The organism is Desulfobacterales bacterium (genome assembly GCA_034003325.1).
Classification (GTDB): domain Bacteria; phylum Desulfobacterota; class Desulfobacteria; order Desulfobacterales; family JAFDDL01; genus JAVEYW01.
In genome coordinates this window covers 68721-82127 of the sequence record JAVEYW010000015.1, presented here as the reverse complement: position 1 = coordinate 82127, position 13407 = coordinate 68721, and the positions used below count along the sequence as shown (strand labels likewise).

At 55.4% G+C, this 13407-nt stretch carries 11 protein-coding genes; all 11 read left to right on the top strand.

What is annotated here, in order from left to right; genetic code table 11:
• Window positions 1–43 precede the first annotated feature (43 nt).
• Complete coding sequence (locus RBT11_15585; GenBank protein ID MDX9788203.1) at window positions 44–214, top strand: efflux RND transporter permease subunit; 171 nt, start codon at window positions 44–46, stop codon at window positions 212–214.
• Window positions 215–256: 42 nt separating this feature from the next.
• Entirely contained in the window at window positions 257–433 is a 177-nt protein-coding gene (locus RBT11_15580) for a hypothetical protein (GenBank protein MDX9788202.1), read from the top strand.
• 355 nt (window positions 434–788) lie between these two features.
• Window positions 789–3557 carry a PAS domain S-box protein gene (locus RBT11_15575; protein ID MDX9788201.1) on the top strand — a complete coding sequence of 923 codons (2769 nt, stop codon included), beginning with the start codon at window positions 789–791 and terminating at the stop codon, window positions 3555–3557.
• Window positions 3558–3583: 26 nt separating this feature from the next.
• Window positions 3584–4225, top strand: a complete 642-nt coding sequence (locus RBT11_15570; GenBank protein MDX9788200.1) for a response regulator transcription factor — start codon at window positions 3584–3586, stop codon at window positions 4223–4225.
• Between the two features lie 345 nt (window positions 4226–4570).
• The gene (locus RBT11_15565; protein MDX9788199.1) at window positions 4571–4972 is read left to right on the top strand and encodes a response regulator transcription factor; all 402 of its coding nucleotides are present in this window, start codon (window positions 4571–4573) and stop codon (window positions 4970–4972) included.
• 141 nt (window positions 4973–5113) lie between these two features.
• Window positions 5114–5548, top strand: coding sequence for a DUF126 domain-containing protein (locus RBT11_15560; protein ID MDX9788198.1), 435 nt, complete (start codon window positions 5114–5116; stop codon window positions 5546–5548).
• Window positions 5549–5595: 47 nt separating this feature from the next.
• The gene (locus RBT11_15555; GenBank protein ID MDX9788197.1) at window positions 5596–7011 is read left to right on the top strand and encodes an aconitase X catalytic domain-containing protein; all 1416 of its coding nucleotides are present in this window, start codon (window positions 5596–5598) and stop codon (window positions 7009–7011) included.
• A 122-nt stretch (window positions 7012–7133) separates the two neighbouring features.
• Complete coding sequence (locus RBT11_15550; protein ID MDX9788196.1) at window positions 7134–9659, top strand: pyruvate formate lyase family protein; 2526 nt, start codon at window positions 7134–7136, stop codon at window positions 9657–9659.
• Window positions 9660–9808: 149 nt separating this feature from the next.
• The gene (locus tag RBT11_15545; GenBank protein MDX9788195.1) at window positions 9809–10249 is read left to right on the top strand and encodes a DUF126 domain-containing protein; all 441 of its coding nucleotides are present in this window, start codon (window positions 9809–9811) and stop codon (window positions 10247–10249) included.
• A 49-nt stretch (window positions 10250–10298) separates the two neighbouring features.
• Window positions 10299–11771 carry an aconitase X gene (locus tag RBT11_15540; GenBank protein MDX9788194.1) on the top strand — a complete coding sequence of 491 codons (1473 nt, stop codon included), beginning with the start codon at window positions 10299–10301 and terminating at the stop codon, window positions 11769–11771.
• A 174-nt stretch (window positions 11772–11945) separates the two neighbouring features.
• Window positions 11946–13385 carry a DUF1254 domain-containing protein gene (locus RBT11_15535; protein ID MDX9788193.1) on the top strand — a complete coding sequence of 480 codons (1440 nt, stop codon included), beginning with the start codon at window positions 11946–11948 and terminating at the stop codon, window positions 13383–13385.
• The last annotated feature ends 22 nt before the right edge of the window (window positions 13386–13407 follow it).

Sequence of the window (13407 nt, the reverse complement as noted above, 5' to 3'; positions counted from 1 at the left end):
TGATTGACTCAAGCTGAATCCATGGCCGATCAATAGAACAGGCATGGGCCTTCTTCCCATCATGTGGTCCACCGCCGCCGGATCGGATGTGATGAAACGCATCGCTTCCCCTATGATCGGCGGACTTGCCACCTCCTTTCTGCTGGAACTCCTCGTATATCCGGCCGTATACAAACTCTGGAAAAGCAAAAAACGCTTCGGGAAGCGCGCGTAAATTGCCTCCCTCGCCGTCCGAATCCGTCGGGATGAATCCGATATGAAGCCTGGTGCGTGGACACCGTGGGACGGCTTGCCGATGCCCGAGGTAGCCATCAATGTATTTGAGATCCTGCTCGGCGTCCTGACCCGCATAAGGAAGAAGAACAGCTCTCAACCGGATTTCGACCTCTCGGCGGCACCCGCCGGCCTCGACGGACCGACTCAGTTAAATTAGGCCAAATCGGTAAAATAAACGGATAAACTGATTGACATTGGAACTCCTCCTGATAAATTATAATCGAATTTGCCCCAGTTTATCGGGATGTGCGCCCCGAAGTTTGGAACGTGGGACACCGATCAACCATTAGCTATAGAGGAGAGGTGCTGTTGCGAGGCGACCGATGACGCCGACAGTTCGCGGCGTCGAATGAGGGGAGACCGATGGAATGGTGTTATAATACGTTGACACGCCCCTCGATGGAAACCCGGGCATGTGCCGGGAAGAGGAAGGACGTGCCGGCATTTTGGAGAAAGAAGGCAAGACGGCGTATTTCGAGGATTAATATTTGAACCTGCCGCCGAAATCAGAAATGTCGATAGCCCGCCGAATCGGATGGATATTGGTAGCCTGTTCATTATGTTTTTTCCTCCTGCCCGCCCTTGGGCTTGGTGCCGGCCCGGCCCCTGCCCAGACACAGGTTCAGGTTGATCTGAGCGGAAAGAACGTTCTGGTCATACATTCCGGCGAAACCAACGGGCCTCTTTTCCAAAGTACCGACAAAGGACTCTCAACAACGCTGGGCTTCGGCGGGTTTTCCGGCCCGAAACTGTTTTTCGAGTCCCTGAGCCTCATCCGGACCCCCGGTGCCGAGTACAGGAAAGCCCTGGCCGAAAAATTTCGCCTGCAGTACGGCCATCGAAAAGTCGACGTGATAATCACCATGTACCCGGAAGCCTTGGCGTTTTTGCTGAAAGATTGCGGAGATATCTTTCCGGATGTTCCCACCATCGCCTTGTACCTGCAAAAGAACGTTGATTTGTCAACTGCGGATCGCACCATCGTCGGGCATACCGCTTCACTCGATATCACGGGAACCCTTGAAATTGCGCTGAGCTTGGTTCCGGGCGTAAAACGCGTCTATGTCGTGAGCGGTAAACACGAAGTTGACAGGCGGATAGAAGCGCAGGCACGTCGCGATTTGAAAAAATGGGAGACCAGGCTTGAATTTCAGTACCTGAGCCACATGCCCTTCGAGGAGATGCTGGCTACCGTCTCCAACGTGCCGCCCGGATCCATTCTTCTGTTGTTGGCTCTTGTTCAGGATATCAAAGGGGCAAAGTACACGACCCCGATAGTTGCCCAAAGATTAAGTCAGGTCTCCGCAGCGCCAATCTTCGGGGTTGTCGACACCGGTCTGGGATACGGGATTGTGGGAGGCAGTCTCCTCGACTCCGAGCGTATCGGCTCGCAGGCGGGGAAACTCGTTCTGGATTTCCTCAGCGGCATTGCGCCGAGGAGGGATGCCTCCGAAATCCTGAAGACGCCTCCCGTACCCATATTCGACTGGCGGCAGCTCAAGCGTTGGCACCTGAGCGAAAGCGCTTTACCGAAGGGAAGCATCATCAGCAATAAGGAGTTCACGATCTGGGACTTCAAGTATCACATGATCGGGATTTTGGCCTTCTGCCTGGCGGAAAGCGTCCTGATCATTTTTCTCGTTGGCCAGATACGCCGGAAAAAGTCGGCCGAGACATCCCTCAGGGAAGCGGAAAAAAAGTACCGAAACATTTTCGAAGGTGCCGTGGAAGGTATTTTTGAAACCTCGCCGCAGGGAAAACCCCTGACGGTCAACCCCACTCTGGCAAGGATCTTGGGATATGATTCGTCCGGTGAGTTTATGTCAAAGATTCAGGACTTGGGACGTCAGCTATACTCAGATCCGGATAAGCGTCTGGAGTTATTGAGGTTGATGGAAAAGCAGGATGTTGTGCTTGGTTTTGAGCTAGAAATAATGCGACGGGATGGCGTGAAAATTTGGGCATCGGTCAGCAGCCGGAGGGTGGTCGGCTCGGGTGGGGAAACGCTCTACTATTCGGGATTCGTTCAAGACATCACCGAGCGTAAACAAGCGGAGAAAACCCTGGAGGATCTGCTGAGGTTTGAACGTTTGGTATCAAACATCTCGGCCGGGTTGGTGAACATATCTCCTGATCAGCTGGACCCTGAGATCGAGGACAAACTGAAACAGATCCTCGAATTCTTTCAGAGCGACCGCTGCGCACTGCTTCAGGTATTGCCGGATAAGACGGAATGGAAGATCACCCATGTTAGCGAACAAGAGATTTTGCCACCGGTTCCCCGGGGGATAAAGCTCCCTGTATCGATCAACCCATGGGCGTACGACAAACTGATTCGAAGGCACGAAGTATTGTCTGTTTCACGCCTCGATGATCTACCGGCTGAGGCGGACGTGGACAAACAGACCTGGATCAAGTGGGGAATTCGATCCAACCTGAACATTCCAATCATCATCGGTGGGTCCGTTGATCATATCATCGTCTTCAATTCGGTGAAAAGCGAGCGGGACTGGCCGGAGGAATTTATCCCGCGACTGCGCCTGCTGGGAGAGATTTTAGTCAATGCCCTGGAACGTAAGCAGACGGAAGAGACATCTCGAAAAAGAGACTGGTTGTTGCGACAGAGTGAAAAAGATCTCCGGCAGCTTGCTGGAAGACTGATTTTCAATCAGGAGCTGGAGCGCAGCCGTTTGGCCCGGGAGCTCCATGATGATCTGGTGCAGCGCTTGGCGGTATTTGCGATCGATATCGGCAAACTCGAAGGGCAATTGCCGACTTTACCTGCTCTTGTTCGGGAGAAACTTCGTGTGATAAAAGAGGGGTTGGTGAAAACTTCCGGAGATGTCCACAACCTCTCGCGCCAGTTGCACCCATCCATCCTGGATGATTTAGGACTGACCAAGGCGGTCGAATCGGAATGCACGAACTTTTCAAGGAGGGAAGGGATAAACGTCGTCTTTAATCATGAGAACATCCGAACGGATATCCCGAAGGATATTTGCCTTTCCCTTTACCGCATTATCCAGGAGGGGCTCAACAACATTTCAAAACATGCCTGTGCAGGAGATGTCTCTGTTTCTTTACAAGGCAAGGCGCATGACGTTTTGTTATCGGTGCAGGATAACGGCATTGGATTCGATCCGGTGGAAGTTAAGTATAAACCGGGACTGGGGCTCTCAAGCATTCGTGAACGGGTCAGGCTGATCAATGGGGAGCTTGCCATTCACTCCCAGCCGGAAAAGGGAACCCTGATCTCCGTCAGAGTTCCTTTGAAGTTGTAACAACGGGGTTTAATGAAGGAGGACGCATGAAAAAACCACGGGTGCTGTTGGCGGATGATCATAAGATCGTCCTCGAAGGGATGAAAAGCCTTCTGGAGGGCGAGTTTGAAATTGTGGCAAGCGTTGAGGATGGTCGGGCACTTGTGGATCAGGCGGCCGCACTCCGTCCGGATGTGATTGTGGCGGATATTTCGATGCCCCAGCTCAACGGTATTGAAGCGGCTCGCCGGATTAAAATAACCGATAAAAATATTAAAATCGTTTTTCTAACCATGCACCCGGACGTAACCTATGCTGCGAGCGCCTTCGAGGCGGGTGCTTCCGGTTTTGTCCTGAAACACTCGGCTCCATCCGAGCTGGTTACGGCGATCCATGAAGCCATGAAGGGGCGAACGTATATAACCCCCCTGATCGCGGGAGACCTTATCCGCACCTATCAGGAAGGGGTTTCACCGGAAAAGTTTCTGTTGAATAAGATAAGCCCTCGGCAGCGGGAGGTTTTACAGCTCCTGGCCGAAGGTAGGTCCGCCAAAGAAATCGCATCCGTTTTGAATGTTTCAACCCGGACGGTTGAATTTCATAAATACAAGATGATGGAACAGCTCAATATCAAGACCAGCGCCGAATTGGTCCAGTTCGCCGTGAAACACGGCATCGTCTCGGTATAACGTATAGCGGTTGGCGACACCCCATTCGCCCCCATCAATCCGGAGATGACGCGAGTTTTTGGGTTCCTCGTAAAAATCCCTCCTGAACATCGTAACTTTACTAGTAGCCGATCCGTAAAGTTTTCCCCTGAACCGAGTAATTACCCCGGTTGTTTTATGATCGCCGTCTCTATACCCTAAGTTTCAACATGACCAAATTAATTGGATCTGTTGGTACCGGACGCCGCAGTCTTGATACCTTTGGCGGAAGCGATTGTATGGGGCAAGAGTGGTGGGTCGCTATTCAAATTTTCCTGAAACCATAGAGAAAATTATCCGGACAACGCCCGGAGGGGCAAAAACATCTTGAAAAAAAGCCGCATCATGCTCGCTGATAAACATGCAAACATGCTGGGAGGGATATGCCGCCTTCTTGAAGATGAGGCCAAGACGGTTTTGATGGTGGCCGACGAGAGGTCGCTCTATGATGCCCTGGAAAGCTTCCATCCCGATGTGGTGTTGGTTGATCAGTCGCTTCCATTTTCAGGGGGAATAAACATTGCATCGGCGCTCAAAAGAGATTTTCCCAACATAAAAATCATTATTCTGAGCCTCCATGAAGAAAGATCAATAATAAAAGACGCGATGGCGGCAGGAGCCGATGGCTTTGTTTTAAAGCGAAGAGCAGTGATCGATTTGATTCCAGCCATCCGGGAAGTCCTTGAAGGCCGGAAATACATTTCATCGCTTATGAATGGCGTGTCGTGATCGGAAATCAGATTCAGGTGATTTTGCGCTTAAAAGATCTTGGATAGAAACGAGTTCGAGGCATCCGGAATCGTGAAAGGCGCGGTCCCGGTGAAATTTGCGCCGCTTCACGGCAGCGCCCAAACATAAAGGAGACTGATCATGGAAGAGAAAGTGGTGTTGAAAGGCAAGACTAAGGCCAAGGGGAGAGCAGAAGGCGAGGCTCTGGTAAGCGAGATGCCTCTAAGTTGGGCCCCGTGTTCCATCCTGAATAATGGAATCATCAAGATGGTCGGAAACCCGATGAGTGGTCAAAGCGTGAAGGACAAGATTGTGGTCTACCCGACGGTGACCGGCTCCACCTCCGGCGCCTTCGGGTTGCTGTTCAAGGTCAGGGGATCCAAGCAGGGCCCTGCAGGCATCATCTGCCAGGCTGTCCATGGCATTGATGTCGGCGGCGCCGTCGCAAGCAGGATTCCCGCCGTGGACAGTCTCGACACCGATCCATTGAAGGCCATCAAGAGCGGCGACTGGGTGACCATCGAGGCAGACGGCTTCGACAAGCCGGCCATCGTTACCGTAACCCGGAGGGGGTAGCTTCTCCCAACGAAATTGGAACGACGACTTTAGAAAAGGAGACAATCATGAAGCTTACAAAATACGAACGAGAAATGCTCGACGGGGTTCACGGCGAGGCCAAGAAGCTCGCCATGGAAGGACTGATGGCCTTTGGCGAGGCTGTTGAGGCTGAAGAAATGGTAAAGCTGTCCTTTATTCACTACATCGGCTGCCCCAAAGGCTTTCCGAAAGACTCACCGGAATATGAACAGTTCGAGTGGGGGCAAGGCCTGGTTCTGGAGCCCTTCTGGGATATGGGCGCCAAGGTATCCGATGATCCCAACCTCGTTTGCTGCATGGACCCCTACGTCCTTCAAATCGACGCGTATGAGAAGGAGGGAATGCCTTGGAACAACAAGTATTTCAAGATGTCGAAGACCGTTTATGAAGCCGTCAAGGAAGGCTACAATGCCCTGCATAAGATGGGCTGGCTGCCGACCTACTCCTGCACGCCCCACTTCAACAGCGCTTTTCCTCTGCACGGGGAATACGCCGCCAGTTGTGAATCGAGCTGCGCCTGCTACCTCAACACCATCCTCGGCGTCAAGACGAACCGGGAGAGTGCCGTGGCTGCCCCGTATGCGACAATCACCGGCTGTATCCCGAAGTACGGAATGCTGCTGGACGAGAATCGCCTACCGAAAGTGATTTATGAACTGGACGATGACATCAAACTCAACCTTGTGGATGATCCGGCCGACTGGGCTGCATTAGGCGGCGCCATTGCAAAGCGGGCCAACAACCGGCTTCCGGCTGTGCTCAATATGCCTCCCCGCTTGATGCCCTCGGCCGCCAAGGCTTTGTGCGCCTGCGCTTCCCCCGGCATGAACGATCCGATGCTGCATCTGATCGGCATCACGCCCGGCTCCCCGACGCTGGAGGCCGCCTTCGGGGGCAAGGTGCCCAAGGACGTGGAACGTATTCCCCTCTCCCTCAAGGATGTGAAGGCGATGTATGCGGAGCTGCGTACGGCCAAAACCGACAAGGTGGATATCGTCCACATGGGTTGTCCGCTGCTGATCTACGAGGAAATCCATCAGATCGCCCAAGCCATCAAGGGCAAAAAAGTGCACAAAGACGTCATGCTCTGGGTGCAGACCGATACGCCGAGCTACCACATGGCGAAGCATTACGGGGATGCCAAGATCATCGAGGACGCCGGCGGCAAGATCTATCACCAAGTCTGCTGGGGTATGAATGCGTTGAGTGTGGACTGGGGTAGCGACTTCAACGTCGCCACCAACAGCTTCAAGCAGTTCAAGATCTTTGGCGGCCTGGGACACGGGGTCATATTCGCCAGCCTGCCCGAACTGATCAACGCGGCGGTGACCGGGAAGTATGATTCCACCCGGTGGGATGAACCGCTTGAGATCGACAGAGTGATTCCCGATCCCAGCATCGACGACATTGAGGAGTTCAGAGGAAAACATGAAATCTTTTAAGTGAAAATCGGTGTGGGGCTTCCCTGCCTGACTGCGGGGGAGAAGTCCCGCTGCCGTGTGATGTCACTCATAGGCGAAGGCTTTGGGGTTCGTAAGGAGTATAAGATGGCAGGAAGAAACATATGAAAAAGGGAGGTACAATGGGTATGGAAACCGCACAGGTACTATCAGCACAAGAACAGGCCATTCTCGAGGGCAAGAAGGTCTTGCACGGCACCGTGACCGACCGGGTCCTCAGAATGTTCGACGCCATTCGCACCTACGGCCCCCCCCGCGTCACCCTGGATCGGGCGGTCTACTTCACCGAGTCTTTCAAGGTCACTGAAGGCCAGCCGCTGGTTCTGCGCTGGGCCAAGGCCCTGAAGAACATCGCGGAAAAAATGACCGTCACCATCTTCGACGATGAGCTGATCGTGGGCCGGCCCAACACCTGGTTCGGGCGGTATTCTCTGGTCTTTCCCGAACTGGACGGCAGCATCATGAAAGCGGGAGCGGAAGCATTCATTGCGGCTAAAGGGGCTCCGGACGCTGTTGCCGTCACCGAGGAAGACAAGAAGATCATTGACGAGGTTCTCTTCCCCTACTGGAATGGCAAGGACTTTACCCCTAATTTCGTCAGGGCGCTGCCTCCTGAAAGCCGGGCCATGAACTACGGGCGGGATCCGGAGAACGTCGGGAGCAAACAGACGTTCGTGGTCGTCAGTACTTCCACCATGCGGCATTCCCAGAACTGGGTCCTTGATTTTGAGAAGATGCTGAAGCGCGGCTGCAAGGGCTTGCGCGAGGAAGCCAAAGCACGGCTGGCCGCGCTGGAGCATCCGCGGGATATTGTCCTCAAAGGGCCATTCTACGAAGCGGCGATCATCACCTGCGACGCATTGAGCCTGTTCGCGAAGCGTTACTCGGAGTTGGCCGCCCAGATGGCAGCCCAGACGAAAGATGTGCAGCGCAAGAAGGAACTGGAGGAGATCGCGGCCATCTGCGCGTGGGTTCCGGAAAATCCGGCGCGCACTTTCCGGGAGGCGATCCAGTCCCAGTGGTTCACCCAGCTTTTCTCGCGCTTTGAGGAGATGGTCGGAGGAGATATCAACTCAGGCCGGATGGACCAGTATTTCTATCCCACGTACAAAAAAGACCTCGAGGAGGGCCGGATCACGCCGGAAGCGGCCCGGGAGCTGTTCCAGTGCCTCTGGTTGAACATCATGCAGTGCATTCAGTCTTCGATGTCGCCCGCCTTTGCCAAGGGCCGCGAGGGATTCTCCCACCACGAGACCGTAACCATCGGCGGCCAGACCCCCGACGGTTTCGACGCCACGAACGAGCTTTCCTATGTGTTGCTGGAATCGACCCGGGCGCTCAAGTGCAGCTACCCGGAGCTGGGAGTGCGGATTCATGCCAATACCCCCGACAAGTTCCTGCATGCCGTGGCTGAGGTCATCAAGGACGGCAAAGGCTCGCCCAAACTGCTGAACGACGAGTTCATGGTGCCGTGGTTTATGAGCAACGGCATCGTGAGAAAAGAAGCCCTGGATTACGCCATATCCGGATGCAGCGAATCGCGTCTGCCGAACCGCGAAACCCACAAGACCGGAAATTCCGGCATCAATTACGGCGCTGTCATTGAGATGACGCTCCGGGACGGCAGGATGAAAATCCATCAGGACGAGCAATTCGGCTTGAATACAGGCGATCCGAGGACCTTCAAGACGTATGACGAGGTGTGGAATGCCTTCAAGATGCAATTGGAGAATGTTACCAAGCATTGCATGATACAGACTACCACGGCAGTCACCCTGAAGCCCAGGTATATCGCGGCTCCGCTGGCCTCCCTGATGCATGATTTGGCCATGGAGCAAGGCCGGGATCTCCACACACACGCGGATTACTTCCCGGGGGGGCTGGATGCGGGCTGTATCGACGGGCTTGGCGGATTCGCCACCTGCATTGACTCCCTGGCAGCGATCAAGCACCTCGTCTATGACACGAAGAAGCTGACCTGGGACCAGCTCCTGGAGGCCCTGGAGTGCAACTGGGAAGGCAGGGAAGCCATTCGCCAGATGTGTCTCAATGCCCCCAAGTACGGCAACGGCATCGAGTGGGTGGACGCCATCGGCTACCATATCCAGCGCACGGTTATGGAATACGCCCACAAGTATCCCAAGCCCCATGGTCAGAGTTACAATATGCGCATCATTCCGATCACCTTCCACAACCCCTGCGGCAAGGCGACCATGGCCACGCCGAACGGCCGGCCGGCCGGAGAATTCCTCTCCGACGGGATTGTTCCCTCCCACGGCTGCGACACCAAGGGGCCCACGGTGACGCTCCAGTCCATCGCCAGGGCGACCTGCCAAATCTACAAGGAGCATCGCGAAGACCTGCTGAATATGAAAATGGCCCCCGCGAATGTGGCCGGGGAAGAGGGGACTCGCCGGCTGATGCATCTTATCCGCGCCTGGTGCAGTCAGAAACATGCACATATTCAGTTCAATATCCTCAATAAGCAATCCCTGCTGGACGCGCAGAAAAATCCGGAAAAATACCGGGATCTCGTCGTTCGGGTTGCCGGCTACTGCGCGTATTTCACCGAACTTTCGCCCTCGCAGCAGGCGGAGATCATCGCGCGGACGGAAGAGCAAATGGGCTGAGCTGTGAGAAGGGCCAACAAGATTAAGGCACCAATCGGATTCTCCGAATTGACCAGGCCATCCGGCGCCCGATAACGGACACCGGAAAATAAAATCGGCGCTGCGTTGCCGACAAAGGAAGCAGCGCTAATCACAGAAGGAGATAACATATGGAAACAAGGATCGTTTTAACAGGCATTGCCCGGTCGAAAGGCAAAGCGAAAGCCGAAGCGATGGTGTTCAGCCATCGCTTTGGATGGGCGTTCAACCACGTCGGCAACGAGGACGGCAAAATCCTGACGGCCGGCTGGGATAACCTGGGCCAATCCGTGGAGGGCAAGATCGTGGTATATCCCACCGTGACCGGCTCCACCAGCGGCGCTATCAGCCTGTACTACAAGGTCAAGGAGTCCAAGCACGGCCCCGTGGCCATCATCTGCCGGGAGGTCTTCCCCTTCGATATCAGCGGCGCCATTGCCGCCGAGATTCCGGCCGTGGACAATTTGGACCAGGACCCGATCACAACCATCAAGAACGGCGACATGGTTGAGATCGACGCGCCAGCGGTCGGCAAGAAGGCCACCGTCACGATCACCCGCAAGGGTGCGTAAGGCTCGCGCAAAGACAGTCAACTGAAAGAAAGGAGATTTGAATATGAGTATGAAACTTACCAAAAAACAACAGGAAATGCTCGACGGCAAGCATGGCGAATGCAAGCAGTTCTGTATGGAAAAACTCGTGGACTTCGGCGAAGCGGTCGAGTCTACGGAAATGGTGGACCTCACGCTCGTGCTCAACGAGTGCCCCATCTGGTCGAAGGACCGCAGGAACCCGGCAACGTTGGCGAAGCTCAATGCCTACGACCTGGGACACAGCCCGCTCTATGATCCGATCTTCGCCATGAAGGACGCGCACGTCGCCGACGAAACCGGCACTGCCTGCGGAAACGATCCCTATTTGTGCCAGTTGGACAAGGTCGAAGAAAAGGGCTACCCGTGGAACTTCGAGATCCCGGGCAAGGGCAGCTTCAAGCTCGATCCGGAAATGGTGCGGGATTACAAGGCGGGGTATGACAAGCTGCATGAGCATGGCTGGCTCAACTGGTCCTCGTGCAACACTTATCTCAATACCCGCATCCCCAAGATGGGGGAGTACTGTGCCAGCTCGGAGTCCAGTGCGGCGTGCTACATCAACACCGTCCTGGGTGCAAGGACCAATCGGGAATCCCCCGTCAACACCGTATACTGCGCCTACACCGGCTGCCTGCCATTGTATGGCAGCCACCTGGACGAGAATCGGGCGGCCAAGTGCATCGTGGAGTTGGATGACGAAGTTCGCGATAACGTCAAGGGCATGGCCGATTTTGGCGCCCTGGGCGCCTGCATCGCGGCGAAGGCGGGAAACCGGATCATGGCAGTGCTCAACCTGCCGAAAATCATGTTCCCGGGCGCGACCAAGAATCTGATCTCCTGCGCTTCGCCCGGCATGAACGATCCGATCCTGCATCTGATGGGCATCACGCCGGAATCACCGACGCTGGAAGCCGCGTTCAAAGGCAACATGCCCAAGAACCCGGAACGGTTCAAGGTGACGATGGACGACATCGTTGAGATGTACCACTACCTCAACAACCTGGCGCCGGCGCCCGGCCCGAAAGACGCGAAGCCGGTGGATATCGTGATTGTCGGTTGTCCGCACGCGACTTGGGATGAAGTCCGCGAGATCGCCCGCCTGGTGAAGGGCAGGAAGATCAAGGAGGGCGTGCAGCTTTGGGTGCAGACCGACACGCCGACCTACTTCATGGCGCAGCACTACGGCGATACCAAGAGCATCGAGGATGCCGGCGGCAAGATCTACCACCAGACCTGCATGTGTATGCTCCCATTCCGGCACTTCCCGAAGAACTGCACCGTCGCAACGAGCAGTTTCAAGTACACGAAGCTGTGCGCGGGCTTTGGGGCGGAGGGAACGACCTGGATCTACGCCAACCCGGAGGCCCTCGTCAATGCGGCGGTCACCGGCGTGTTCAAGCCGACCGCGCGCTGGGATTACTGGAGCCAGCCAAAGGAAAATCGGTTGGCCAGCGAAAAGGATAAGCCGCTGTATGACGGCATCCAGCCGATGGTCTCCTAAGAGCGGATGCTGCCTTTCGAGATTTACCGGGCGCCCCTGGCAACCGGGGCGCTCAGTGTGACAAAGATTTGGAGAGGTTCACCAGGCCTTTATTCGCCCGGGGAAGGTTGCGATGATTGCTGTTGATGGTGGGTTGCATCCATGAATAAAGAAACAAAGGATTGAGGGCTAATCATGAATAGTCCAAAGATGAGAACAGAGATTCCGGCGTCCATCACCACGCCTGACCAAGTTGAGACCTCGCTGGGCACGCTGAGGTTTTTCGACGGTCTTCCGGACGCCGACACCGTTCGGAAGGTCTACGACAATCTCGATCTGATTCGCGGAGTGGACGTCTTCCTCAATACGATGTCAGCGGCCTCGGCCCTTGCCAACATCGAAGGATTGAAAAGTGTGGGTTGCGATATATTCTCGGCGGTCATCCACGAGAATCGGGTGGACGCCAAAACGCTTCTGCTGACCCCGAACACCCAGACGGCGACGCTCTGGGCACACATGAACCTGAAGGACGGCCCAGTGGTTGTCGAAGTGCCGCCGGGCGTGCTCGGCCTTGCTGACGATCTGTGGATGCGCTACATCATCGACCTGGTTCTTGCCGGACCGGACAAGGGCAAAGGCGGGAAGTACCTCTTCCTGCCGCCGGTTTACGACGGCCCGGTGTCAGAGGACTACTTTGTGGCGCGATCCCGCACCTATCACGTGTGGTATGGTTTGCGCGGTTTCGCGGTCAATGGCGACTTGGGTCCGGTAGTGAAGACCTTCAAAGAACAGTTTAAGGTCTACCCGCTCGCTCGAAAAACGAACCCGCCCCCGATGACGTTTATCAATGGTTCCGGTCTGTACTTTAACACGATCCAATCGACCGACTTCAACTTCTTCGAGGAGATCAACACCGTCATCCAGGAGGAGCCCGCCGACGCAGCCGACCCCGAGATTCTTGGACAGCTTGCGGCGATCGGCATCGTGAAGGGCCGGCCGTTTGCGCCGGACAAGCGAATGGAAAAGATTCTCACGGATGCGGCGGCGATCGGAAACGCCACCGGCCGGGCTCTCACCTTCCGCCCGCGGGACACCGCCAACTATTTCTACCCAGGCGAATCGTCGTGGACCGAGCCCTTCGTCGGCGGCAGCCATGAGTTCATCCGGAACAACGTTCGGCTGCTTGATGCGCGCGCCGGTTTCTTCTATTTCGCGACCGGGATTTCTCCGGCAATGGCCGTGAAGATTGTCGGCGGCGGGTCGCAGTATGCCGTGGCCACTCTGGACGCGGAGCGCAACTACCTTGACGGTGGAAAGACCTATCGTCTTCATCTGCCGCCGAACGTGCCGGTCAACCGATTTTGGTCGTTGATTCCCTATGACACCCAGACACGCTCGGTGTTGCAGACAGATCAGCGCGACACGGCGCTGACCAGCGAATCCGGAACAGTGAAAGCAAACGCAGACGGATCCGTAGATGTGTACTTCGGACCGGAAGCCCCGGCCGGCAAGGAAAGCAACTGGATACAAACCATGCCCGGAAAAGGCTGGTTCACGATGCTTCGTCTTTACGGCGCGCTCGAACCCTGGTTCAATAAAACGTGGCGTCCAAGGGAAATCGAGTTATTGGGTTAAGACGCAGTCCGATACAATTGTG